We start from the raw sequence: 24,645 nt of genomic DNA, 5'->3' as shown, positions 1-24,645 counted from the left end.
ATCGCCATGCACTGACAGTGCCCGCTATTCCTCGTGCTTGACCTTGTGGACCCTGGTGACCACCGTGGGGCACGGAACACGCAGCAGAACCGCGTGGGCCGTGGAGCCAAGGACAAGGCGGCTGAATCCCCCGCGTCCGCGGCTGCCGATGACCAGGAGGCGCGCGTTCGCAGCGGCCTCCACGAGAGCCTTGGCCGGATCGGTGTCCTTGTCCAGCACCTGATTCACCACCAGGTCCGGGTATTTATCCCGCAGCCCGGCGACCGACTCGGCAAGCACAATCTTGTCCTCTTCTTCAATGACCTCCGCCAGCCCGCTGGCCGGCATCCCGCTCTGCACCCAGCGGGCGGGGCGGCGGAAAGCCAGCACGGCAGTCAGTTCGTCCCCTTCGCGGTCCGCTTCAGCCGCGGCAAACGCAACGGCCTGCAGGGACTCCTCCGAGCCGTCCACGCCCACCACAACGCCGCGGCCCTCAGGCCCCTGGTCCTGCGGAATAACCGCCACCGGGCTGTCCGAGGCAGTAACGACCTGAAGGGCCCGGTCGGTCATGGGTCCTCCGTCGGCCCAGTGGCGGTGGTGTGATCCGATGACCACCATGGCGGCGTCTTTGGACATTTCCTTCAACGCCGCGCCGGCGCTGCCGTGCCGCAGCTGAACGTCGACGGCCACGTCCGGTTCCTTCTTGGCGGCATCCTCCTGCACCTGCCTCAGGAGCTCCATGCCTGATTCCCGGATCAGTTCGTGGTACTGGAAGTCCGGCGACATCCACCGGTCATCCACCGCATGGACGGCGATCACCGGAAGCTTGAGCCTGGCTGCCCGGTGGAGCGACCACGACATTGCGGCCTCACTTCCGGTGGAGCCGTTGATGCCGACGACGATTGGTTTGCTCATTCTGAATCCTGCTCTTCTCCATCGCGTTTTCGGATCAGCACGCCGGAGGCCGCTGACACCTTCAGTGTGCTCCGGTGGCAGACACGGGGGTTAGGGCCTTAAGCCCCTCAACCCGGCGCCGGTGACCGGGCTGGTGATGAACCGGCTGCTGCGCGTCCAAACGGCAGCTCAGAAGCCCGTGGGTTCCGTTTCGAACTCCGGCTCACCCGGCGGAGCCTCGTGATGGAGCGGACGGAGCGCCGAGGTCTGTTCCAGCCAGATGAGGGCGTCATAGCGCCCTCCCATCCGGGTGGGCACGTAGTTCCCGTATTCCCGGGCGGGGCGGTAGACCACCCCGATGGCCCGGTGCCCCAGCCAGGCCGACAGCCACGGCCCGGACCTGTCCCTGCCGAATTCCAGCAGCGCAGGTGCACCCAGGGCCCTGTGCAGCAGGTCCTCGTGGCTGCCGGTCCGGGCTTCCGGTACGGTCAGGACCCGTTCAGGGGACCCCCACGCGTCCGCGGCCATCACTGTTCCCCGGTACGATCCGAAACCCACCAGTGTCACGCCTTCGGCTCCGTGGCGCTCGCGGAGCATCTGGCCCACGTTCACCAGCCCGTCCCGTGCCATGTCCGTGGCCCGGGCATCGCCCACGTGGGTGTTGTGCTCCCAGATGATCCCTTTGGACGCAGGGCCCAGATGCGCGCTCACCCGGTCCACCGTGTCCGCCATGTGACGGTCCCGGACGTTCCAGGACTCCCGGCTCCCCTGCACCATGATGCGGTAGTAGTGCTCGGCGTTGGCGGCAACCACTGCATTCTGCACTGCGTCGAACGCTTCGTCGCTTTCGGCGCGCGGTTCGTGGTCCCGCAGTGCCAGTGCCCGGTTCCGCACCTCGGTAAGCAGGGCAACCACGTCACCCTCGCACGATTCGGGGACCAGCCGGGTGCTCCAGGCGTACTCGTGCGGGTCTTCGTGGTGCGGAAGGAAACACTGCCACGCCCGCATGGCCGCGGGAACGGCGTCGGGCTCGTTTTCCTCCAGCCAGCCGATGATTTCCCGCAGGGAATCCCACAGTGAGTAGACGTCCAGGCCGTAGAAGCCCACCCGTTCCTCCAGGGGACGCTCCAGGTTCCAGCCGCGCAGCCAGTCGAGGAAGCCCGCCACTTCCTCGTTCGCCCACATCCAGGTGGGCCAACGCCCGAACCCGGCGAGCATGGTGTGGACGCCCGTGTCCTGCCCGCTTTGTCCCCGCACCCAGCGGTTGATCCGCCAGCAGTCCGGCCAGTCGCCTTCCACCCCGATCCAGCTGTAGCCCTGTTCTTCGATCAGCCGCATGCTCAGGCGGGCGCGCATCGTGTAGTACTCGTGCGTGCCGTGGGATGCTTCGCCGATGGCCACAAAGCGTCCGGCACCAGCCCTGTGGACCAGCCCGTCAAGATCCCGGAACCCGCTGAGCGGCCGGGCCAGGGTGCGGATCTCGTCCAGCATGCTCAGGACGGCGCGGTTTCCGTTGGTCATGTCGGGTCCTCGAGCGAGATGCTTTCGAGGTACTCCGGAACACGCACCCGCCACCCGAGTTCGCGCTTGATGCGGATCCGGAGGGCATCGGACGCCTCGGGTTCGCCGTGGGTGATGTACGTCATCCGCGGTTCCCGCTCGGCGGCCCTCATCCACTCGATCAGCCCGTCGGAATCCGCGTGCGCCGAAAGGCTTTCCATCTGGATCACCTCGGCGCGGATGCGGACATCCTCTCCGTAGATCCTAAGTTCCCGGTGGCCGGCGGCGAGCGCCGCTCCGCGGGTTCCACCGGCCTGGTACCCGCTAAGGATGATGGCGTTCTTCGGATCGGGCCCGTATTCGGCGATGTGGTGCAGGATCCTGCCGCCTGTGAGCATTCCGCTGGCGGAAATAATCACCATTGGCCCGCCGCGGAGGTTGAGCAGCTTCGAATCCTCCACCGTCCGGGTCATCTTGGCCACTTTGTACATGTCCTCGTACTCCCGCTGCTTGAGCCTGTGCTCGTCGGGGTGCCGCTGGTACATGCCGGAAGCGTCGATGGCCATGGGACTGTTGAGGTACACGGGGATGTCCGGAATCGCGTTCCTGGCGCGCAGGCGGGACAGATGCAGCATCAGTGTCTCCGCCCGTCCGACGGCGAACGCGGCAATCATGATCACGCCGTTCTTCTTTGCCACACGGGTGATGATTTCGCCCAGCTGCAGTTCAGGAGCCAGGCTCGAGTGCTTGCGGTTACCGTACGTGGATTCGGTGACCAGGATGTCAGTGGCACCAAGCCCCCGGGGCGGAAACATCAGCGGATCATCATTGCGGCCCAGATCGCCGGTGAAATGGATGGAGTGCTGGCCGACCTCGAGCCTGATCTGGGCGGCCCCGAGAATGTGGCCCGCGGGCAGGAACGTCGCGGAGATGCCCCCTCCCAGCTCCAGCGGAGTGTCGAAGCCCTGTTCGCGGAAGCTGTCGAGCGACCGGACCGCCTCGGCAGCCGTATAAAGCGGAACCGGCGGGCTGTGCCGGGACGATCCGTGCTCGTAGGCGTACTTGGCTTCCTCTTCCTGCAGGTGCCCGCTGTCCGGCAGGAGCAGGGTGCAGAGCTCGGTGGTGCCTTCCGTGGCGTACACCGGTCCGTTGAAGCCGTCCCGGACCAGGGCGGGAACGTAGCCAGTGTGGTCCAGGTGGGCATGGGTCAGCAGGACGGCGTCGATGGAGTCCGGCCGGACGGGGAAAGGGATCCGGTTGCGGTCGCGGAGGACCTTGTAGCCCTGGAACAGCCCGCAGTCCACCAGGATGCGTTTCCCGCCGGCTTCCACCAGGTACCGGGAGCCGGTCACGCTGTCCGTGGCTCCGAGGAACCGGAGTTGCGGGTGTTGGTGTTTCATGGTGCTCCCTGCTCCCGTTGCGCAGCGTTCCCGTTGCCGTCCGGCAGCCGGCAGCGTCGCGGAAACGCCAGGGCCGCGGCAGGCGTGGCAGGCGCACGGACTGCAACGCGCCGGACTGCGCAGTCGCGATGTACGTCCTAGCTTCCGCTTCTTCCGGCAGCCCACCTAGGGCCGAAAGTCACGGCTGCGGGCGCGTTCGTGCCTTTCGGGGAACCGGAGCCGGCAGTACGCTGGAACCACCCCTTGGAGACGTCGTATGGCTGAACAGGATTTGATCACCGGCGCGCGCGCGGCGTTCGCCCGCAGGGACTGGCCCGCGGCCCGGAACGGGCTGCTTGCGGCCAGGACCACCACCGGCCTGGAGCTGCAGGACCTCGATGCCCTGGCCGACGCGATGTGGTGGCTGGGCGACATTCCCGAAGCGCTGTCGGTAGCAGAGGATCTGTACCGCGGCCTGGCCAGGGCCGGCGACCTGCGGGCGGCCGCGATGAAGGCCATCATCCTCTCCCTGCAGTGGGGTACCCGGGGGGACCTCGTGGTTGCCTCCGGCTGGCTCAACCGGGCACGGCGCCTGCTGCAGGACCTTCCGGAGGGGCCTGAACACGGCTACCTCCTCTATCTGGAGAGCGCCATGTCCCTGGACCTGGAGGAAGACCCCGGACCGGCGCAGGATGCCGCAGCCAGCCTCGACGCCCTGGCGGGCCGGCTGGCGGACACCACCCTTGGCTGCTTTGCCCGGGTCATCGCCGGCCTTGCCGGCGTCCGTGCCGGGCGGACCGAGGAGGGTTTCAGCGACCTGGACGAGGCCATGCTTCCCGTCCTCGCGGGTGACGTCGCCGCCGTATGGGCCGGGGACATCTACTGCACGGTCATCCACCTGTGCCACCAGCTCGGGGACCTGGCCAGGATGCGCGCCTGGACCGGCGCCCTGGAGCACTGGACCGCGGGCCTGTCTGCCACCTTTGTGTACACCGGCGTCACGCGCATCCACGAACTTCAGCTGGTGAGCGCGGAAGGCGGCTGGGATGTGGTGGAACGCGAAATAGGCGCCTCCAGCGACAACCTGGTCACTGCGCACGGCTGGATGGCCGGCGCGGGCTACTACGAGCTGGGAGAGGTCCGCCGCCTCCGCGGCAACGCTGCGGGGGCGCTGGCCGCGTACCGCCGTGCACGGGAGCTCGGGGTGGACCCGCAGCCGGGTGAGTCCCTGCTCCACTATGCAGCCGGGGACAGCACCCTGGCGCTCAACCAGCTGCGCGCAGCCCTGGGCGAGAGCCGGCTACTGGACCGGACCAGGCTGCTGCTGCCCGCCACCGAGCTGGCTCTGGACCAGCATGACGGGGCGCTCGCCGAAGCGCTGGCAGCGGAATTGGAACGGATAGCAGCCCGGTTCGCCTCTCCGGGACTCCAGGCGTGGGCTTCCCAGGCCCGCGGTGCCGTCCTGCTGGCGTCCGGCCGCGCGGGCGCCGCCCTGCCGTTCCTGGAGGCGGCCGCCCGTACGTACCGCACGCAGCGTGCACGCTACCGCACCGCCCGGATCCACGAGCTCCTTGCCGATGCGCGCCGGGCCCTCGGCCAGCCTGGCGCAGCCGATGCCGACCTCGCCACAGCGCTCGCAATCTACCGCCAGCTCGGGGCCGGCCCCGACATCGACCGGCTGGAGCGGGGCGCCGGTAGGGCCGGCGGCAGCGCCGACAACCCTGACAGGGGCGGCCTGACGGCCCGCGAATGCGAAGTCCTGGCTCTCATCACCACCGGTGCCAGCAACCGCCAGGTGGCGGACGCGCTGGTCATCAGTGAAAAGACGGTCGGACGGCACCTGGCGAACATCTTCGGCAAGATCGGTGTGTCCACCCGAACCGCCGCGGCCGGCTGGGCCAGGGAACGCGGACTTGCGTGAAGTACGACGACGGCGAGCGCCGCTGCCGTCGTCGTCCTGCGTCCGCTTGACCGGATTCGCTTGGCCGCCAGGTCCGGGGAACGCGCCCCTGCATCATTCGCCCCACAGTCCGGCGAAAGATGCATGATCCGCCCGACGCGGCGTGCCCGGCCGCGAACGTACTTTCGAAGTAGCCGGACAGGAAGTCCGCCGACGAAAGGAAAGACGATGACCACCACAGACCTCCATCTCGCGGCAGGAGACGGGGCGGCCGCCCGCAGCGACGCGCTGGCCGCAGAGGACGCCGTTGAAGCGGCCGCTGCACGGCTGCTCGGCATCCTCAATGAAAGCTCGGCTGCCGTCCTGGCCAGCATCGGCCACCAGACCGGGCTTTTCGACGTGATGGCCGGGCTGCCGCAGGCCTCGAGTGAGCAGATTGCCGACGCTGCCGGCCTGAACGAACGCTACGTCCGCGAATGGCTCGGCGGCATGGTGACGGCCCGCTTCGTGGAGTACCGGCCTGCCGCAGGCACCTACCGGCTGGACCCTGCACTGGCGCCGTCCGTCTCCGGCCCCGGAGTCGACAACCTGGCCCGGACGCTGCAGTACATCACCCTGATGGGCGAGGTAGCCGGCAAGATTGCGCAGAAATTCCGGACCGGCGGAGGCCTGGGGTATGAGGACTACCCTGATTTTTTGGACATCCAGGCCGCTGACAGCGCCTCGGTCCACGACGCATCCCTGGTGTCCGCCATACTGCCGCTGACCGGCTGCGTGGACAGGCTGCGCACGGGGATTGACGTCGCGGATATCGGTTGCGGGGCCGGCCACGCCGTGAACCTGATGGCCGAAGCCTTTCCCGCAAGCCGTTTCACCGGCTACGACTTCTTCGAGGACGCTGTTCTTGCCGGACGGGCGGAGGCCCGGCGGATGGGGCTGGGGAACGTCCGGTTCGAAGTCCTGGACGCTGCGGCCCTGGACGTGGTGGAAGGCCTGGACCTCATCACCGTTTTCGATGCCATCCATGACCAGGCCCGGCCGGCGAAGGTGCTGCAAAACATCCACCGGGCGCTGCGTCCCGACGGCACGTTCCTGATGGCTGACATCAAGGCGTCAAGCAACCTGCTGGACAATGTGGAGCTTCCGTGGGGAACGTTCCTCTACGCGATTTCCACCTTTCACTGCATGTCCGTGTCCCTGGCACAGGGCGGGGACGGCCTTGGAACGGTCTGGGGCGTGCAGCTGGCCGAGTCCATGGTCCGCGCCGCAGGCTTCGGCACCGTCGACGTGAAGGAACTCGAGGAGGACCCGTTCAACGCCTACTTTGTGGCACGGAAGTAGGCGCCGAACGGCTCAGTCGGCGCCGGTCCCCTGCTGCCGGGGCCTACTTCTGGGGACCGGCGATGTTCACCAGCCAGGCGACGCCGAACTTGTCCGTGCACATTCCGAAGGTATCGCCCCACGGCGCTTGTTCGAGCGGCACCGTCACGGTGCCGCCGTCGGACAGCTTCTCCCAGTACCCGCGCAGTTCACCGTCGTCATCGCCGCTGAGGGAAACGGAGAAGTTGTCGCCCGGGGTGAAGCTCATGCCGTTGGGCGTATCGGCACCCATGAGCACCAGGCCGGATTCGGTGGTCAGCATGCCGTGCATGATCTTGTCCTGCTCGGAGGCGTCTTCGCTGGCATGGAATTCACCAAAGGTGCTCATTGCCAGTTCGCCGCCAAAAACTGACTGGTAGAAGGTCATGGCGTCCCGCGCATTGTCCCGGAAGCCAAGGTAGGGGTTCAGTCTCGTGGTCATCTTCAGGTGTGTCCTCTCGTACCGGTCGATACCCGGACCACGCGTGGATCCGGTGTGGCCGCCCGGGCTTGGAACACTTCATATGTTGCCCCAGTCATGCCGGGCTGCATAGGGGGACTCCCGGCCCGGCCGCCGCGCGCCGGGCCGGCGAGTGCGGATTTCCCCGCCGGGCCATAAGCTCAGGACATGGCGAGATACTTTGACGTGCACCCCGACGATCCCCAGCCCCGCGCGATTGGCCAGATCGTGGAGCTCCTGCGGTCCGGCGGACTGATCGCGTACCCCACCGACTCCTGTTATGCCCTCGGTGCCCAGCTCGGCAACCGCGAGGCCCTGGACCGTATCCGGGCCATCCGGCAGCTGGACAGCAAACACCACTTCACCCTGGTCTGCAAGGATTTTGCCCAGCTGGGACAGTTCGTCCAGATCGACAACGATGTGTTCCGCAGCATCAAGGCAGTCACCCCGGGCAGCTACACGTTCATCCTTCCCGCCACGAAGGAAGTGCCCAAGCGCCTGTTGCATCCGAAGAAGAAGACCGTGGGCGTCCGGATCCCGGACAACGCCGTGGTCCAGGCGCTGCTGGCCGAGCTGGGCGAGCCGCTGCTCTCCAGCACGCTGCTGCTTCCCGACGAGGAAGAACCGCTCACGCAGGGCTGGGAAATCAAGGAACGGCTGGACCACGTGGTGGATGCCGTGGTTGATTCCGGGGACTGCGGGGCGGAGCCGACGACGGTCATCGACTTCTCGAGCGGGTCCGCGGAAGTGGTCCGGCGGGGTATGGGAGACCCGTCCCGGTTCGAGTAGGTCCCTTTCGCCGGCGGGCGGCCCGGGGGCTGCCCGCCCAGCGGGGCTGCCCCGGCCCGGCCGGGTTTAGTCCTTCTTGCGTGCCCTGCTCGGCTGGACCCGCGGAGGTTCGCCCGGCATTTTCGGGTAGTCCGGCGGGAACGGTAGTTCCCCGAGCCCGGCGCCGACGTCGCGCTCCCACCATTCGAGCAGCACGTCAATCTTCCCCGGTTTGGCGTTCATGTCCGCCCACGGGTCCCCGACGGTTTTGAGCCGTTCCGGGACGGTGAGGATGGTGAAGTTCTTCGGGTCCGCGCTGCCCAGTTCGTCCCAGGTGATCGGACAGGACACCGGGGCGTGGCCCAGTGCGCGGGGGCTGTAGGCACCGGCTATGGTCCGGTCCCGGTTTGCCTGGTTGAAGTCCACGAACACGCGTTCGCCGCGTTCTTCCTTCCACCAGGCCGTGGTGACTTTGTCCGGCATCCGCCGCTCCAGTTCACGGGCGGCCGCGATCACAGCGTGGCGGACGTCCAGGAACTCGCGGGTGGGCTGCACCGGCGCGTAGACGTGCAGACCGCGGTTCCCTGAGGTCTTGATGAACGAGGTGAGGCCCGCTTCGGCGAGCACCTCCTTCAGCGCCAGGGCCGCGGGGATTGCGTCGTCGAAGTCCGTTCCCGGCTGGGGATCCAGGTCAATCCGCAACTGGTCCGGGTTGTCCGTGTTTTCAGCGCGCGACGGCCAGGGGTGGAACACCACGGTGTTCATCTGGGCGGCCCACACGGCGGCGGCGGGTTCGTCAAGGACCAGCATGGGATGCGAGCGCGCACTCGGAAAGACCACCTTCACTGAGCGGATGAAGTCCGGTGTGCCCTTCGGCGGATTCTTGGAGAAGAACTGCTCGCCATCCACGTTGTCCGAAAACCGCTGCAGCGCCACCGGCCGGCCGCCGTTCGCCGCGATGAAGGCCTTCCCCACCTCCGCAAGGTACCGCGCGAGGTCCAGCTTGGTCAGGCCGATGTCCGGCCACAGGACCCGGCCGGGACTGGAGATCCGCATGTCGCGGGGGCCGTTCGGCCCGTCGACGGTGAGGGTGGTGGATTCGCTCGCCATGGTGACAACCTACCCCCGGCCGGTCCGCCGCGTCAGCACTTGGCCACGAATGGAAGAAACTTGGGCCTGTCCACTGGGCACGCGCCTGCCGGTCTGTCAGGATGTGAACTGGCCGGATGCCCTGCGGTGCCCGGGAAATCGTCGAAGGAGACCCGTTCCATGGTTGAAGCCGCTGGTGTGGACCAGGCATCGAGGCAACATGCCCTGAACGCGCTGGGCGCGCAGGCTGACCTCTCGTCTCCGGGGCAGGACAGCATGGGCTTCCGTCAGCGCTTCGACCGTCACTTCCCTGACCTGTACCGGCTCTTCCACACCCTGTACGGCGGCCGGCCCGACTTCCAGGAGCAGCTGACGGCGCTGGTGCTCCAGACAGCCCGATCCTGGAACGAACGTCCGGCGGAACTCAAGGCCCTGGACGCAGAACGGGAGCACCATTCCGGGTGGTTCCAGTCGAACCGCATGCTGGGCGGCGTCTGCTACGTGGACCGCTACGCCGGGGACCTTGAGGGTGTCCGCGCCCGGATCCCCTATTTCCAGGAACTCGGCCTCACCTACCTGCACCTGATGCCGCTGTTCCTGGCACCCGAACCGCATTCCGACGGCGGCTACGCCGTCTCCAGCTACCGCGACGTCAATCCAAAACTGGGCACCATGAAGCAGCTGCGGGAACTCGCTGCCGAACTGCGCTCCAACGGCATCAGCCTGGTAGTGGATTTCATTTTCAACCACACCTCGGATGAACACGACTGGGCCCGGCGCGCGGCCACGGGCGACCCGGAGTTCAGCGACTATTACTGGATCTACCCGGACCGGACCATGCCGGACGCCTTCGAACAAAACGTGCGCGAGATCTTCCCGGACGACCACCCCGGCTCGTTCATCGAAATGCCGGACGGCCGCTGGGTCTGGGCCACGTTCCACACGTTCCAGTGGGACCTGAACTACTCCAACCCGGCCGTCTTCCGGGCCATGGCCGGGGAGATGCTCTTCCTGGCCAACCAGGGGGTGGACATCCTGCGGATGGACGCGGTCGCCTTCATCTGGAAGCAGCTCGGAACCCCGTGCGAGAACCTCCCTGAAGCCCACACGCTGCTGCAGGCCTTCAACGCGGTCTGCCGGCTTGCAGCGCCGTCCCTGCTTTTCAAGTCAGAGGCGATCGTCCACCCGGACCAAGTGGCCCTGTACATCGACCCCGCCGAGTGCCAGCTGTCCTACAATCCCCTGCAGATGGCCCTGATCTGGGAGGCGATGGCCACCCGCGATGTGTCGCTCTTGTCGCAGGCCCTGGAACGCCGGCACAACATCGCCGCCGGGACGTCCTGGGTGAACTACGTGCGGAGCCATGACGACATCGGCTGGACGTTCGCGGACGAGGACGCCGCGGAGCTGGGCATCAACGGCTTCGAACACCGCCGCTTCCTCAACTCCTTCTACGTCAACCGCTTTCCGGGCAGCTTCGCCCGGGGCGTCCCCTTCCAGGACAACCCGCGGACCGGTGACTGCCGCATCTCCGGCACGACGGCCTCGCTCTGCGGCCTGGAGGACGGCACCGGCCAGGCGGTAGACAGGATCCTGCTCGCCCATTCGGTGGCCTTCAGCACCGGCGGGATCCCCCTGCTCTACCTCGGCGATGAGGTGGGGCAGCTCAATGACTACGGCTACGCCCTGGAAGAAGGCCACGGCACGGACAGCCGGTGGGTGCACCGCCCCCACTACCCTGCCGAGCGGTACGCCAAGCGCCACGACCGGGCCACCCCTGAAGGCGCGGTGTTTGAGGGGCTACTCAGTATGATCTCGGTGCGCGCGGCGACGCCGGAATTCGCCGGCACACGGCTGGTGCACTTCGACACCAGCAACCGGGGCGTCCTGGGCTACCAGCGTCCCGGAGAAGGAACCCGCATCCTGGTCCTCGCCAACTTCAGCGACGGGCACCAGACCGTCACGGCCCATACGCTCTCCGGCTTCGCGGCGGGGGCAGTGGATATCCGGACCGGCAACCCGGTGCGACTCGACGGTGGAATCAGGCTCCGGCCGCAGGAGTTCGCGTGGCTTCGCGTCACCCCTGCGCGGGACTAGGTGCTGGCATCATGGACTCATGCCCGTACCCGAATCCCCCGTAACCATCACCGTCGGCGATCTCCAGGTCTCCGGCGTCTACGCCCGGCCGGACACCCCGTTCGCCACGCTCGCCCTGGCGCACGGGGCCGGCGCCGGCATGGAGCACCCCTTCATGGTCGGATTCACCAATGCGTTGAACGACGACGGCGTCGCCACCTTACGCTTCAACTTCCCCTACCGCGAGGCCGGACGGAAGTTCCCCGACCGGCCACCGCTCGCGATCGCCACCTGGCGGGCGGCCATGGAAGAGGCTGCGGCCAAGGCGGCCGCACACTCCGACACCGGTCCGGTATGGGCGGCCGGCAAGTCGTTCGGCGGCCGGATGGCGTCCATGGCCGTCGCCGAGGGAATGCCGGCGGCCGGGCTGGTGTACCTCGGCTATCCGCTGCATCCCCCGGGCAAGCCGGAGAAGCTGCGGGACGAGCACCTCTACGGCCTCACCCTTCCGATGCTGTTCATGCAGGGAACGCGGGACACGTTTGCCACCCCTGAGCTGCTGGCGGGCGTTGTCGGCCGGATCGGGCCCACGGCCACGCTCCACTGGTACGAAGGCGGCGACCACTCGTTTGCGGTCGCGGGCAAAAAACGGAGCGCCGAGGACATCGGGGCTTCCGTTGCTGGCCCGGTTGCGGCGTATCTGCGCTCACATGGCTAGCTTCGGGCCGCCGAGGGCTTACTGCCTCGGAGCCGTATGCGCCATGTTCGGGGGCAGGGGCTCGTGGCGAAGGTAGGTACGCCGGAAACGGCCGGTGCCTGCTGTCAATGCCCGCAGATCAACCGCGTAGCGCAGCAGTTCCTGTTCCGGTATTTCTGCGCTGATCCGGGTGCCGCTGCCGTCGGCCGAGGCGGTGCCGGTCAGCCGCCCGCGCCGGGAGGAGAGGTCGCTCATCACCGCGCCCACATAGTCGTCGGCAACGCTGATGGTCACCGCCAGGACGGGTTCGAGGAGCTGGATCCGCCCCGCGGCCGCGGCCTCCCGCAGTGCCAGCGCCCCGGCCGCCTGGAACGCCGCATCCGAGGAATCCACGCTGTGCGCTTTGCCGCCGGTAAGGGTCACCCTGATGTCCACCACCGGGAACCCTGCTGCCACGCCCTTCTGCATTTGCGCCCGGACGCCCTTTTCCACCGAGCCGATGTACTGCCCCGGGATGACTCCGCCCACGGTCTTGTCAACAAATTCGAAGCCCGCGCCGCGTTCGAGGGGCTCCACGTCAATGTCGCAGATGGCGTACTGGCCGTGGCCTCCGGACTGTTTGACGTGCCGGCCGTGGCCCGAAGCCGGCGCGGCGAACGTTTCGCGCAGCGGCGTCACAACGTCCACGGTCTGCAGCTTGACGCCTTGCTCGCGCAGCCTGTCCAGCACCACCTCACCGTGGGCTTCGCCCATGCACCAGAGGATGAGCTGATGGGTTTCGCCGTTCCGCTCAACGCGCAGGGTCGGGTCACCGGCTGCAACCTTCCCCAGCGACTTGGCAAGGGCGTCCTCGTCGCTGCGGGTTGCCGCCTCCACCGCAACGGGCATCAGCGGCTCCGGCATGTCCCACGAAACCACCAGCAGCGGCGCCTCCCTGGCTGACACGGTGTCGCCGGTTTCGGCAGTGGCCAGCTTGGCGATGGCGCAGATGTCCCCCGCCACGCAATAGGGCACCGGCCGGAGGCTGGACCCCGCCGGGGAGTAGAGGTGGGTGAGCCGCTCGTCGCTGTCGTGGTCCTCGTGGCCCCGCTCCGCCAGCCCGCGGCCGCTGACGTGCACGGCGGAATCCTCGCGCAGCGTCCCGGAGAAAACCCGCACCAGGCAGACCCGGCCCAGGAACGGGTCGATGGTGGTCCGCACCACCTCGCCGGCCAGTGGGCCCGCGGGATCGCACGCCAGCGGCGGGACCGGCTCACCGGCCAGGCCGGTTACCTGCGGCAGGCTGCGCTCCAACGGAGAGGGAAATGCACGGGTCAGCATCTCCAGGAGTTCGGCAACCCCCAGCCCCGTTTCGGCGGACGTTGCCAGCACCGGAAAGAACGTTCCGCGGGCGACGGCGGTTTCCAGGTCGCTGACAAGGGCATCGACGTCTATTTCCTCGCCGCCGAGGTAGCGGTCCATGAGGGTCTCGTCCTCGCTCTCCGAGATGATTCCCTCAATGAGTGTTCCGCGGGCGCTTTCGGACGCCGTCACCTCCTCCGTGCCGGCTTGCCGCACTTGCGGTACCGGTGAGCCGGCGGAATAGTCCGACACTGTCTGCGAGAGGAGTCCCAGCAGCCCGGTGGTGGCGTCTCCGGTGCGCACCGGGAGGTAGGCCGGCACCACCGAATCACCGAACGAGCGCTGGCACTCGGCCACTGTTGCCTCGAAGTTCGCGCGCGGGTGGTCCAGGCGGCTGATCACGACCGCCCGGGGCATCCCCACCTGGTCGCATTCTGCCCACAGTGCAGTGGTGGCGGCGTCGATGCCCTCGATGGCGGACACCACGAACAGGGCGGCGTCCGCTCCCCGCAGTCCTGCGCGGAGTTCGCCGGTGAAATCACCGTAGCCCGGCGTATCGAGGAGGTTGACCTTGATGCCGTCCACCATCAGAGGGGCTACGGAGAGCACCACGGAGCGCTGCTGGTGCACCTCGGAGGGTTCGGTGTCGCTGACCGTTGTCCCGTCCTCGATCGATCCCATCCGTGAGATCACACCGGTCGCGGCCAGCAGCGCTTCCACCAGCATCGTCTTGCCGGCACCGGAGTGGCCGACGAGAACCACGTTGCGGACCTTCTCCGGCGAATCGGCAGGAGCCCCGGCGGAGGCCTCCGCCCGCCGGGAATCAGAGGTGCTGCGGGCCGGGCTCTTGGCCCGGCCGTTTGAGCTTTTTACCGACATGAGCAACTCCAGGCGTCTTAGTCGTGAGCCGCCATGCGGCCTCTGTAAGACGATTCGACACCCTGAGGCCGCCGAACTTCAAGAGGGTGCGGTGCAGCCCCTGCCCGCGGGGTTAGCTTTCGTCGTGCCACCAGCCTTCCCAGGGGGTGGATGTGAGTTGCCCGCTGGGGAAGGCGCCCTTGGAACCCGCCCCGCCGGCGTGCGGATCCTTGTCCTTCCAGCCGGAGTGAAGGGAGAGTGTCAAAGTGCTCAAAAGAGTCATCATGGTGTGTCCTTCCGTTCGCTGCATGGACCGCTATGTCCAGGTAGGAATGAGCGTAACCGTGCAATGTTTCGCGGCAACGACGCAAGGTTTCCGGTGTGTATCAGTTACCTCACTAGGGCACTTTGGGGTCCTGGAGATCTACTCTGCAAGGATCAGATACAGCGCCCGGCGGGCTTCGTCAATCTTTTCGACGGCGGCCATGCGCTGTTCGTCTGTCGCCGCAACCCGGAACTGATGAATGACGCCCATGAGCTTGCCTACGCTCTGATGAAACGCGGGACCCGTGCCCTCGGGGTCGGTGTTCCAAGCATTGCCCAGCTCGTCCGCATGGTCCTCCACATACGCCTTGCCGGCATCCGTGAGGGTGAACTCGGTGCGCCTGCCCTCACCAACGGGCGCGATGAGTTCTTCGTCGACGAGCTGCTGCAGCGTCGGGTAGACGGAGCCTGGGCTGGGACGCCATGCCCCGGACGTTTTTTCCGCGATGGTCTTGATCAGCCCGTAGCCGTTGGAGGGTGCTTCCGCCAGGAGGGACAGAATGGCCGAGCGGACATCGCCCCTGTTGGCCCTGCGCGGGCCGCCTGGTCCGAAACCCGGTCCAAAACCCGGCCCGAAGCCTGGGCCGAAGCCCCGCCCGAATCCGCCGCCGCCATGTCCGTGGGGTCCGCGGCGGCTGCGGCCGCGCTCGAAACGGCCCCGTTCCGGGCCGTTGTCTGAAAATTTGTCGTGAATGCCTCTCATGATGGCATCGTCCTTCCGCTTCTTATCACCGACCATCGGCGATAATTAACGATATATCGGTAAGTATCGCCGGTCAAGAGTTTTCGCGGGAACCCGCAGGAGGGGCTTCTCCACTGGCAGCCAATGGCAGCGCCAACCGCATGGTGGTTCCCGCCGGACCGGTCCGGGCGATTTGAACGCTCCCGCCGGCGCCCGAGGCGATGTCGCGGACCAGGGCCAGGCCGATGCCGAAGCTGCGCTGCGTGCCCTGGTGGCCCTGGGTCCTGACAAACCTTTCGAAAATCCTGTCCTGGTCCACTCCGGTTATTCCCGGGCCGGTATCCGCCACCGTAATTACGGCCTGGTGTTTGTCCGAGACGGCGGTGAGCGTGATCCGGCCGCCAGCGGGGGTGTGCGTCAGGGCGTTGTCGGCCAGTGCGAGCACGGCACGGCGCAGGCTCCCTACGTCGATCCAGGCAAGTGGACGGCCTTCGTTGCGGACCACAACACTGATGCCCCGGTTACGCGCCAGGTGCTGCAAGCTCTCGGCAACGGCGGCGGTTACGTCGGCCAGGTCAGCAGGTTCTGTCGGCGCTTCCTGTTGCGCCCCGGTCGCCGCAAGCAGGAGTTCGTTGACGATGGCCGTCAGCGCAGCCGTGTCGTCACGGATCCGGGCCAGAGCCTTCCCGGGTTCCGAATCCGATATTGCGTGGCGCTGGGCTAGCTGAATACGGGCGTCCAGGATCGCCAGCGGGGTGCGCAATTCGTGGCTGGCATCCTGGACAAACCTCCGCTGCAGTGCCAGTGCTTTTGCCAAAGGCTTAATGGCGCTTCGTGCACTGGCCCAGCCGACGCCTCCGGCCAGGACGATGCCAGCCACGCCGGCGATGATCAGGGCTTCGAACAGGTCCTTCGCATCGAGGTAGGCATAATCCGGGGCCGGCACTCCCGAGCCGGGCACTGCGGGGTGGGCCAGCTGGTTCGTGAGGTAGAAGGCGGCCCCGGCGAGAAGGCAGAGGACCATGACGGCGCACGCTGCGCTGATCCGGACGGCAACCTTGAGGGCCGCCCGCCGAAGGGTTGCGCGGTCGGGACCGTCGCCCCCGGCGAGTGCCTCATTCATGGGCGTCACCGATCTGGTATCCCACACCGTGGACGGTGCGGATGACGGTCCTGGCGATTTTTCGGCGAAGGTGGTGGACGTAGGTGTCGATGACGCCAGGCTGGTCAGTGGGCTGGAACAGGGACGAAAGCAGCTCGTCACGGGTGAAGACCCGTGTTGGCTCGTTGGCGAACGCGGCCAGGAGTTCGGTCTCCTTGGCCGTGAGAGAAACCAACGGCCCGTACACGGAGCGGATGGACCGGGAGGTTGCGTCCAGTTCCCAATCCCCGATGCTGAGCAGGGGCCGGGCGCGGGTGAAGCTCCGGGTCAAGGCACGGAGCCGGGCGCTGAGCTCTGCGACGTCAAATGGCTTGGTCATGTAGTCGTTCGCACCTGCATCCAGGCCGTTGACTTTGTCTTCCGTGGAACCCAGTGCGGTCAATATGAGGATCGGAGCCGCGACTCCCTTCGAACGCAAGGCAGTTATAAGCTCCACGCCGTCCATCCCAGGGAGCCCGCGGTCGATGATCATCACGTCCCAGGCTTCTGTCAGGCCGAGATGAAGGCCATCCCTCCCGTTGGCAACCAGCCGGATCCGGAAGTCGATGCCAAGAAGTTCAACGATGAGGGGACCTAGGGCGGCATCGTCTTCGACCAGAAGCAGGGCGGGCAGGATATCCGTTGTCATGACGGCTATTCTTCCGTGGCTGGTTCTTTGGCACGTGATTCGTCCAAGGCGACTTCCCGCTCGGCGGCCCGTAAAGTGCGGCGGCGTTTGAGTAGCCCGATACCCCAGGGGAGCACGGAAACGAGGACCATGACAACGACGATCACATCAATGTTCCGGGCGACGATCTCAAAGTGGCCCAGCCACGTGCCCAGCAGGGTCACGGAGACGGCCCAGGCCAGGGCACCGATGATGTTCCAGAGCGTGAAGGCCTTGTACCCGTAGCGGGCGATGCCGGCTGTCAGCGGCGCATACGTGCGGACGATGGGAACGAACCGGGCAAGTACGATGGCCGGGCCGCCGTGGCGGTGGAAGAATTCCTCAGTCCGGGTCAGATGGGCGGTCTTCAATACCCTGGCATCGTCCCTGAACCATCGCCTGCCGAATGTACGGCCAAGCAGGTAACCCACCTGGTCCCCGGCCACAGCCGCTGCCGCGACCATGCCGATCAGTACCGGCAGGGTGAGCTGCAGCTGTTGGTGCAGCAGACCGGCGGTGAACAGCAGGGAGTCTCCGGGCAGGAAAGGGAACAGGACACCGGATTCGACGAAGACCATGGCGGCGATGACCCCTAAGGCGGCAGGTCCCAGGCCTTGGAGCAGGCCCGCAGGATCAAGCAGGGACAGTCCGCCGGTTGAAGCTGCGAAGGCCGGGGAACCGGCAAAGGCCTGGACGATGTGAATGACGCCCTCCTCAGGACAAAAAGTGTCGGGTTGCCGCGTTGACGGGCACACGCTGAAGGATCCTGGCCGCGAACCGGTTCCACAGACCCGTGAGCAGGACAAGGGCCGCGCCTGCCGCCAGGAACGAGGCAGCCACGTCCGTAGGGTAATGGACCCCGATATACAGCCTCGACCACGCCACAACGGGTGCCAGCACCACGCCTGCGGCCGCCGCGGGACGGGCCCAGCGTGTCCCCCGGACCAGGCAATAGAGGGCGAAACCCAGGGTGATGGAGAATGCGACATGACCGCTGGGAAAGCTGTTCGAGCCGGTTTCCGGGGCCAGCGGGTCAAGCAACAGGCCAGGGTTGGGCCGGTCGCGCCGGATGATGAGCTTGACGAATTCGCTTGCCACCCACCCCGACGCCGCCACCACACCGAACGCGACCGCGTCCACCGCCGACCTGCGGACCAGCAGGACGGTCAAGGCGATCAGGGCAATGACAACCACACCGCAAACAGGGCCGAAGGCGGCGTTCAAGGCCATCGCTGCGGCCGTCAGGATGGCGGAATGATGCCGGCTGAGGTCCTGGTCGACGCCCAGTTCAATAACAGTCTCCCCTGGAAGGAATTGCACGGTCAGGCCCAGCCCGAGAACTGCGGCACCCAGGAGTCCCGCGGAGATGATCCAATGCCGTGCCTGGGGAAGTTCCAGCAAGCCGGGACGCGCCTCTGCTGTGTCGGTGCCGGCAGTGCCGGCAGCCCTTGCCGGGCGTGGTTCCGTGCGGTCGCGGTGAACTTCGGTCATGGCGTCTTTCCTTCAGGGCACGGCGGACGGTTGGCCGCTTACACAACCTTCGCCTCCTGCCATTAAGGAATCCGTAAGAACTTCAGGCGCCTCCCTGTACCGGCTGCGCCTACAGGTGCCGGAGGTACCTTTCGGGCGACTCGAGGAATGACCGCCAGTTGGAGACAAGGTCGAGGTCTGCCCATTCCTGACGCCGAAGCCCCCAGGGTCCCGTTTCGAGAATCTGCGCCCCGGGAAGGGCAGCGAGGACGGGTGAGTGGGTGGACATGATCACCTGCGAGTCACCCTCGGCAAGGAGATCCTTCAGGACCGACAGGAGGCTGAGGCAGCCCGCGAAGGACAACGCCGATTCAGGTTCATCGAGCACCCACAATCCGCGCCCCCGGAAGCGATCCACCGCCAGCTCCAGGAACGATTCGCCATGTGACATGTCGTGGAACGGGATATCCGGACCCGACGTGCTCGGGTTCTTCTCGAGGTAGGTGAAAAAGCCGTGCATGGTTTCCGCCCTGAGGAAGTAGCCGCGCCTCGTGGCGCCGGCGTTCCGGACAAGCTGCAGATGATCGGCGAGCATTGATTCAGTGGATCTGGTGCTGTGGCGGGCCCCGGTGGATCCGCCTTCCGGAGACAACCCGTAGGCCAGGGCAATGGCTTCGACGAGGGTTGATTTTCCCGATCCGTTTTCGCCGACCAAGACGGTGGCGGGCGTCAGATCGAGCCCATGGTCCAGCAGCTGGGCGACAGGTGGCAGGACAGCCGGCCACTGGTTGCGGTCGAGGGCCCGGGCCGGATCTTCCGTCAGCCGTCGGATCGGGACGCTTTGTGCGGGCATGCCCCATTCTTGCAGGCACGCGCCTGCAACTCCTTCGAACCGGGTAGGGCCCTACATCCTGCTCCTGGTCCGGGCGGTGGCCGGCGCCGTCCAGGGGTCCTCGGGCCAGGGGTGCTTCGGGTAGCGGCCGCGCATCTCCGCCCGCACCTGCGCATACGGGCCCGACCAGAACGATGCCAGATCATCCGTCACCGCGAGGGGCCGCCTTGCCGGTGACAGGAGGTGGAACAGCACCGCAACCCTGCCGCCGGCCAGCCGCGGCGTTTCAGCCCAGCCAAAGCATTCCTGCAGCTTGACCGCCACAACCGGCCGGCCGTCGTCGTGCTCCGCGTCCGGGTAATCGATCCTGACGCGCGAGCCGCTCGGCACTTCGAGCGTCTCAGGCGCCAGCTCTCCGAGCCGGGCCGCGTCCGGCCACGGCAAGAGACGGCGCAGCGGTTCCGTGAGGTCGATCCCGGCGGTGGCGGCCCCGCCGGCAAGCGCTTCGAGTTCGGGTGCCAGCCAGTCGCCAAGGCGGGACAGCAGCGCTTGCTCGGAAACATCCGGCCAGGGGCTGCCCAGTTCCCGGTGCAGCAGCGCGAGACGGCGGCGCAGGGCGTCCGCCGCCGTCGACCATCCGATGGTTCCCAGGCCTTCTTTTCCCAGCGCGCGGGCCACGGCTGTCCGCCCCTCGGCGGCGGAGGGCCGCACCGGCGTCGAGGACAGCATGATCGCGCCGAGGCGGCGCTCCCGGCGGGCCTTGACCCGTCCTTGTTCGAATCCGGCTTCGACCGTTTCAGCCAGCAGGTGCCGGGCTGCGGCCTCCGCCGTGTCAGCGGAAAGCGGCGCGGCCGAACGGATGACGGCGCCGGTTCCCGCCGCGTCGCGGCCCTCAGCGCGCGAGACTTCAGCGACCGCCAGCCACTCATGGCCGGACAGCGGGCTGCCCGCCGGCAGGCCTGCCCGGGTGCCGGAAGAGAGCAGGTAGCGCTCCCCCGCGCCGGGCACGCGGCGCGCCACCCGGTCCGGGAAAGCCAGGCCGACGACGAACCCGACGGCCTCCGCGGCGGCCACCGGCGCCACGGTCAGGGATTGTTCGACGACGGCGATCTCCTTGCGGACGATCGATTCCATCCGCCGGACGTCCTCCTTCCAGCGCCGGGCCGCCGGATCCTTGCCTGAACGCAGCGCCGCCAGTAGCCGCGTGAGGTCGGCGCCCGGGGCGCGCTGGTCACCGGCGACGACGGCGACAGTCTCCGCCGCGGTCCGGTGGCCCACGCTTGCGGCGCCGTCCAGCAGGGCGCGGGCCAGGCGCGGGTCGGCGGGAATCCGTGCCAGGACCTTGCCCAGCCCTGTGGCGAGGCCCTCCGGACCTATGGCGCCCAGCTCGCGGAGGACTTCAACTGCCTCTACCATGGCGGCTGCCGGCGGCGCGTCCGGAAGGGCCAGCCCTTCTCCGCCGGGTGATCCCCAGCAGGCCAGGACCAGCGCTGCGCCGGTCAGGTCGGCCACTGCGATTTCCGGGGTCTGGTGGGCCGGGGCGGCGCCGAAGGTCCTCTGGTCATAGCAACGGACCACACGCCCCGGCCCCTGGCGTGCGGCGCGTCCGGCCCGCTGTTCAGCGGAGGCGCGGGAGCAGGACACAGTGACCAGGCCGGACATGCCGCGGTTTGTGTCGCGCCGCGGCTCCCGGGACAGCCCCGAGTCAATGACCAGCCGGACTCCCGGAACGGTCAGCGAGGATTCGGCGAGCGCGGTGGAGACGATGATCCTTGCACGTCCGCCAGGTTCCCGCCCCGCCACTGCACGGTCCTGCTCCGCCGGGCTTGCCTGGCCGTGCAGCTCCAGCACTTCGGCGTCCACCCTGCCGCGGAGACGTCCAGCGACGTGCGAGACCTCCCACGCGCCGGGTACAAACACCAGGGCATCCACGCCCGGGTCCGCCGCAAGCGCCGCGGCATGTGATGACGCGGCGGTGTCCGCCACATGGTCCAGGAACGCCCGGGTGACGCCCCGCGGGTCCAGGCGCGCCACAGCGGCGGGCGCCCACTCGGTCTCCAGGGGGTACAGCGCGGACGGACAGTCGACGACCGGAGCCGGCCCGCCGCCGTCGTGCGTCACTTCAGCGCCGGTCCCGTGGCCCCCCGACCCGATCAGGGCGGCAAAGCGCGGTGCATCCAGCGTGGCGGACATGGCCACCAGCATGAGGTCGCCGCGCAGTTCGCGGACCTCCGCGAGCATGCCGAGCAGCAGGTCGGTCTCCAGTCCGCGTTCGTGAACTTCGTCGAGGACCACGGCGTCCACGGTTTCCAGGCCCGGGTCGGACAGGAGCCGCTGCAGCAGGATGCCGGGCGTGACGAACTCGATCACGGTCCCGCCGCCGGCTACACGCTCGCCGCGGACCGTGTAGCCGATGCGGTCCCCGAGCCGGCTGCCGTCCAAGGTGGCCAGGCGGCGCGCCGCCGATCGCGCGGCAACACGCCGCGGCTGGGTGACGACGATGCGCGGGCCACGGTCCGGTCCGGCGGCAGCCCCTGAACCACCGGAAACGGCTTCGGCTGCGATGTTGGCGAGCAACGGCGGGACCAGGGTGGTCTTGCCGGTACCGGGTGGCGCCTGGACCACCGCGGTTCCGCCTTTTCCTCCCGCACGCAGGGCGTCGGCCAGCTCCCCCAGCGACGCGGCGAAGGCCAGGCCCGCGCCGATGACACCCAGATCGAAGGGTGCGTTGGGGCGTGCGGTGGCCGGAGGGAGCGGAGAAGTCACGCCTCCATTGTGCCTACAAAGTTCAACGGGTCAGCTCGCGGGTGCGCTGACCGCGATGAAGCCGCCCTGGGGGTCGCCGATCACCGCGTTGCGGAATCCCGGCGTGTTCATCGGCGCCATCAGGATGGTGCCGCCCAGCGCTTCGGCGTGCCGGGCGACGGAATCCGCATCACTGACAGCGAAATTGACGCTCCAGTGGGGCGGCACAGCGACGCCGTCAGTCCCGGTCACGACGGCCACCACCTGGCCGGAGCGGCGCCACAGCGCAAAGGGAGCGTCCGGCACCGATTCACGTTCCCAGCCGAACATGGCGCCGTAAAACGACAGCGCTTTCCCGACGTCGGTGGTGTGCAGAGAGCTCATCGCCCAGGTGTTCGGCGCATCGGCCAGCACGGCATCGTCGCTCCCGCCGGCCTGCCACAGGCAGAACGGCACTCCCGTGGGGTCGGCCACCACGGCCATGGCTCCATCTGAACCGACACCAAACGGTCCTGCCAGGAGGCTGCCTCCCGCTTGCCCGGCACGAGCCAGGGAATGGGCCACGTCGCCAACACGCACGTAGGTGTTCCACGTAGGCCCGGACAGCGCGGGTGCCTGGCCGATCCCGGAAACCAGCTGCCCGTCCAGCCGTGCAGCATAGTAGCTGCCCTCGAGCCCGGCCGGCATCGGAGCGGGATCGTCGAAACTCCAGCCGAAGAGCGGGCCGTAGAAGTCCAGGGCCGCCCGGGGATCCGGCTGGAACGTGTCGACCCGGCACGGCGCGCCGATCGAGCGGGTATCACGGGTTGTCACTATGGCGCCTTCCTGTTCCGTCAGGACTCGTTCCTTTGTGCAGCGTAGGCAGGAACTGGCACTGCTTCAAGCCTTTGCCGACGCCCTGCCCAGGCGCCCGGCGGCCGGCGGCTGGGCCGGAGTCCGCTGAGCGAGTAGATTGTTCGCATCCGCTGAGCTTTTTGCGTCACACGGTTCAGCGCAACGAGCACGTGGACAAGGACCCGGATGAGCCGGCCGTACCGCATCGACACTCACCAGCACATCGTTCCACCGGGCTATGCAGGCTGGCTGCACGAAAAGGGCATCCGCCCCGGCGGCGTGGGCCTGCCGTCGTGGTCCGAGCGCTCCGCGTTGAAGTTCATGGACAGGCACGACGTGCAGACCGGCATCCTGTCCCTGTCCACACCCGGCGTATATTTCGGGAACGCGGCGGAGGCGCGGCGGCGGGCGCGGGAAGTCAACGAGTACAGTGCCGAAGTGGTGGCCGGTCGGCCGGAACGGTTCGGGTTCTTCGCCACGCTCCCGCTGCCGGACGTGGAGGGTGCCCTGGCGGAAGCCCGGTACGCCCTGGACACCCTGCTCGCGGACGGGATCGTGCTGCTGGCTAACAACGACGGCCGCTACCTGGGCGATCCGGGCTTTGAGCCACTGCTGGAGTTCCTCAACCACCGACGGGCCGTCGTCTTCATCCACCCCGGTGAACTGCCCGCTCCGGCGGTACCGGGCGTACCCGCCTTCGCCGCAGATTTCCTGCTCGACACCACCCGCACCGCTCTCAGCCTCATCCTGTCCGGTGCGATGGAGAAGTACCAGGGAATCAAGTTCATCCTGGCCCACGCGGGCGGCTTCGTGCCTTACATCGCGTCCAGGATCCTGCTGACGATGCTCACTCAAAAGGACCTGGCCCTCAGCGCGCTTGCGGCGCTGACAGATAAAAAACAATCCGTCCTGCGGCGGTTTTACTATGACGTCGCCCTGTCCGCCAGCCCGGCGGCGCTTCCCAGCCTGCTCGAGGTAGCTGACCCCGGCCGCATCACATTCGGCACTGACTTCCCGTTCGCCCCATCGGCGGCTATCGATTTCCTGAACATGCAGTACGAGAATTACCCTCTGGAACCCTCCCTGCGTGCGGCGATAGACCGCGGCAATTCGGAGGCGCTGTTCCCCCGGCTGAGGCAATCCACCACGTAGGAGCCCCGTCATGAGTCCTGGTTTCCACCGTCGGTGGCCGGGGGGACCTAGCGGGTAATGCCTAGAGTCTCAATGCGTGCTGCACACGACACGCGTTCCAGAGTGGCCGCTGCCCCGGCGCGGTTGTTCCTGCCAGTGTCATCACACCAATCGATGCCGTACGGCGTAGCCTCAACGGCCGCGTCTCCGGTAGCCGCTTGGAGCGGAACCTCAAAGGTGTAAGCGAATCCGCCGGCGTCATTCATCGGGGCAGTTGTGTTAATGACCTTCGCGCCGGCCGCGTCGGTGACAATCACCTGGACGCGGGCATTCCCTCCGTAGCGGGGATCACAGTCGGCGTCCGACGCCTGGACCGTTACCGTGTCGCCGGCTTTCGCGCTCGGCGGGTTCACGGAAAAGGCGGGCGGCATGCACGGCGGGGGTCCGTCCCCAGAAGACACGACGCACCCTGACGAAGAAGCCACCGCGATGACCGCGCTGACGGCAATGCCCACCGAG

The 24,645-nt window shown here is 67.5% G+C and carries 22 protein-coding genes; 6 read left to right on the top strand and 16 right to left on the bottom strand.

Annotation, left to right across the window (positions count from 1 at the left end; translation table 11 throughout):
- Positions 1–24: 24 nt before the first annotated feature.
- The 3 genes from AC1MDG_RS10225 to AC1MDG_RS10215 form a co-directional block, all read right to left on the bottom strand.
- Positions 25–894, bottom strand: coding sequence for a universal stress protein (locus AC1MDG_RS10225; protein ID WP_479808905.1), 870 nt, complete (start codon positions 892–894; stop codon positions 25–27).
- 168 nt (positions 895–1,062) lie between these two features.
- Positions 1,063–2,394 (bottom strand): erythromycin esterase family protein, encoded by a 1,332-nt coding sequence (locus AC1MDG_RS10220; protein WP_479808903.1) that lies wholly within the window; start codon positions 2,392–2,394, stop codon positions 1,063–1,065.
- A complete protein-coding gene (locus tag AC1MDG_RS10215; protein ID WP_479808901.1) occupies positions 2,391–3,773 on the bottom strand; it encodes an MBL fold metallo-hydrolase RNA specificity domain-containing protein in 1,383 nt (460 codons plus the stop codon). The genes AC1MDG_RS10220 and AC1MDG_RS10215 overlap by 4 nt, the downstream gene beginning before the upstream one ends.
- A 256-nt stretch (positions 3,774–4,029) precedes the next feature.
- Here AC1MDG_RS10215 and AC1MDG_RS10210 point away from each other — a divergent pair, with 256 nt between their 5' ends.
- Positions 4,030–5,673, top strand: a complete 1,644-nt coding sequence (locus tag AC1MDG_RS10210) for a helix-turn-helix transcriptional regulator (RefSeq protein WP_479808899.1) — start codon at positions 4,030–4,032, stop codon at positions 5,671–5,673.
- Positions 5,674–5,880: 207 nt separating this feature from the next.
- Entirely contained in the window at positions 5,881–6,993 is a 1,113-nt protein-coding gene (locus AC1MDG_RS10205; RefSeq protein ID WP_479808898.1) for a class I SAM-dependent methyltransferase, read from the top strand.
- Positions 6,994–7,036: 43 nt separating this feature from the next.
- Here the strand turns inward: AC1MDG_RS10205 and AC1MDG_RS10200 are convergent, their stop codons facing one another.
- Positions 7,037–7,453 carry a VOC family protein gene (locus AC1MDG_RS10200; protein WP_479808896.1) on the bottom strand — a complete coding sequence of 139 codons (417 nt, stop codon included), beginning with the start codon at positions 7,451–7,453 and terminating at the stop codon, positions 7,037–7,039.
- Positions 7,454–7,639: 186 nt separating this feature from the next.
- On the opposite strand from AC1MDG_RS10200, the gene AC1MDG_RS10195 reads away from it, so the two are divergent.
- On the top strand, positions 7,640–8,260 hold the full coding sequence (locus AC1MDG_RS10195; protein WP_043481340.1) for an L-threonylcarbamoyladenylate synthase: 621 nt from the start codon (positions 7,640–7,642) through the stop codon (positions 8,258–8,260).
- Positions 8,261–8,326: 66 nt separating this feature from the next.
- Here the strand turns inward: AC1MDG_RS10195 and ligD are convergent, their stop codons facing one another.
- Entirely contained in the window at positions 8,327–9,349 is a 1,023-nt protein-coding gene (gene ligD / locus AC1MDG_RS10190; protein ID WP_479808894.1) for a non-homologous end-joining DNA ligase, read from the bottom strand.
- A gap of 159 nt (positions 9,350–9,508) precedes the next feature.
- On the opposite strand from ligD, the gene AC1MDG_RS10185 reads away from it, so the two are divergent.
- Together AC1MDG_RS10185 and AC1MDG_RS10180 are read left to right on the top strand one after the other, a co-directional pair.
- Positions 9,509–11,425, top strand: a complete 1,917-nt coding sequence (locus AC1MDG_RS10185) for an alpha-amylase family glycosyl hydrolase (protein ID WP_479808892.1) — start codon at positions 9,509–9,511, stop codon at positions 11,423–11,425.
- A gap of 19 nt (positions 11,426–11,444) precedes the next feature.
- A complete protein-coding gene (locus tag AC1MDG_RS10180) occupies positions 11,445–12,122 on the top strand; it encodes an alpha/beta hydrolase family protein (protein ID WP_479808891.1) in 678 nt (225 codons plus the stop codon).
- A gap of 18 nt (positions 12,123–12,140) precedes the next feature.
- Here the strand turns inward: AC1MDG_RS10180 and AC1MDG_RS10175 are convergent, their stop codons facing one another.
- The 10 genes from AC1MDG_RS10175 to AC1MDG_RS10130 all read right to left on the bottom strand — a co-directional run bounded on the left by AC1MDG_RS10175 (position 12,141) and on the right by AC1MDG_RS10130 (position 22,974).
- On the bottom strand, positions 12,141–14,321 hold the full coding sequence (locus tag AC1MDG_RS10175; RefSeq protein WP_479808890.1) for an elongation factor G-like protein EF-G2: 2,181 nt from the start codon (positions 14,319–14,321) through the stop codon (positions 12,141–12,143).
- A 112-nt stretch (positions 14,322–14,433) separates the two neighbouring features.
- The gene (locus tag AC1MDG_RS10170; RefSeq protein WP_160292500.1) at positions 14,434–14,586 is read right to left on the bottom strand and encodes a hypothetical protein; all 153 of its coding nucleotides are present in this window, start codon (positions 14,584–14,586) and stop codon (positions 14,434–14,436) included.
- Between the two features lie 138 nt (positions 14,587–14,724).
- Complete coding sequence (locus tag AC1MDG_RS10165) at positions 14,725–15,327, bottom strand: PadR family transcriptional regulator (RefSeq protein ID WP_479808888.1); 603 nt, start codon at positions 15,325–15,327, stop codon at positions 14,725–14,727.
- Positions 15,328–15,400: 73 nt separating this feature from the next.
- Positions 15,401–16,429 (bottom strand): sensor histidine kinase, encoded by a 1,029-nt coding sequence (locus tag AC1MDG_RS10160; RefSeq protein ID WP_479808887.1) that lies wholly within the window; start codon positions 16,427–16,429, stop codon positions 15,401–15,403.
- On the bottom strand, positions 16,422–17,096 hold the full coding sequence (locus AC1MDG_RS10155; RefSeq protein ID WP_479808886.1) for a response regulator transcription factor: 675 nt from the start codon (positions 17,094–17,096) through the stop codon (positions 16,422–16,424). The genes AC1MDG_RS10160 and AC1MDG_RS10155 overlap by 8 nt, the downstream gene beginning before the upstream one ends.
- 5 nt (positions 17,097–17,101) lie before the next feature.
- Entirely contained in the window at positions 17,102–17,692 is a 591-nt protein-coding gene (locus AC1MDG_RS10150) for a DedA family protein (RefSeq protein WP_479808884.1), read from the bottom strand.
- Between the two features lie 136 nt (positions 17,693–17,828).
- Positions 17,829–18,605: a phosphatase PAP2 family protein gene (locus AC1MDG_RS10145; protein ID WP_479808882.1), complete on the bottom strand. Its 777-nt coding sequence runs from the start codon at positions 18,603–18,605 to the stop codon at positions 17,829–17,831.
- A 109-nt stretch (positions 18,606–18,714) separates the two neighbouring features.
- Complete coding sequence (locus tag AC1MDG_RS10140) at positions 18,715–19,437, bottom strand: AAA family ATPase (RefSeq protein ID WP_479808880.1); 723 nt, start codon at positions 19,435–19,437, stop codon at positions 18,715–18,717.
- A 51-nt stretch (positions 19,438–19,488) separates the two neighbouring features.
- Entirely contained in the window at positions 19,489–22,182 is a 2,694-nt protein-coding gene (gene hrpB, locus AC1MDG_RS10135; RefSeq protein WP_479808878.1) for an ATP-dependent helicase HrpB, read from the bottom strand.
- 30 nt (positions 22,183–22,212) lie between these two features.
- Positions 22,213–22,974: a VOC family protein gene (locus AC1MDG_RS10130; protein WP_479808876.1), complete on the bottom strand. Its 762-nt coding sequence runs from the start codon at positions 22,972–22,974 to the stop codon at positions 22,213–22,215.
- A 207-nt stretch (positions 22,975–23,181) separates the two neighbouring features.
- Between AC1MDG_RS10130 and AC1MDG_RS10125 the strand changes: the two genes are divergently transcribed.
- The gene (locus tag AC1MDG_RS10125) at positions 23,182–24,147 is read left to right on the top strand and encodes an amidohydrolase family protein (RefSeq protein ID WP_479808874.1); all 966 of its coding nucleotides are present in this window, start codon (positions 23,182–23,184) and stop codon (positions 24,145–24,147) included.
- 47 nt (positions 24,148–24,194) lie between these two features.
- Here AC1MDG_RS10125 and AC1MDG_RS10120 read toward each other — a convergent pair whose 3' ends face one another.
- The gene (locus AC1MDG_RS10120; protein WP_479808872.1) at positions 24,195–24,557 is read right to left on the bottom strand and encodes a hypothetical protein; all 363 of its coding nucleotides are present in this window, start codon (positions 24,555–24,557) and stop codon (positions 24,195–24,197) included.
- Positions 24,558–24,645: the final 88 nt, after the last annotated feature.

It is taken from the genome of Arthrobacter sp. AIWTK1, from assembly GCF_056680535.1.
This window is presented reverse-complemented; position numbering and strand designations above follow the sequence as displayed.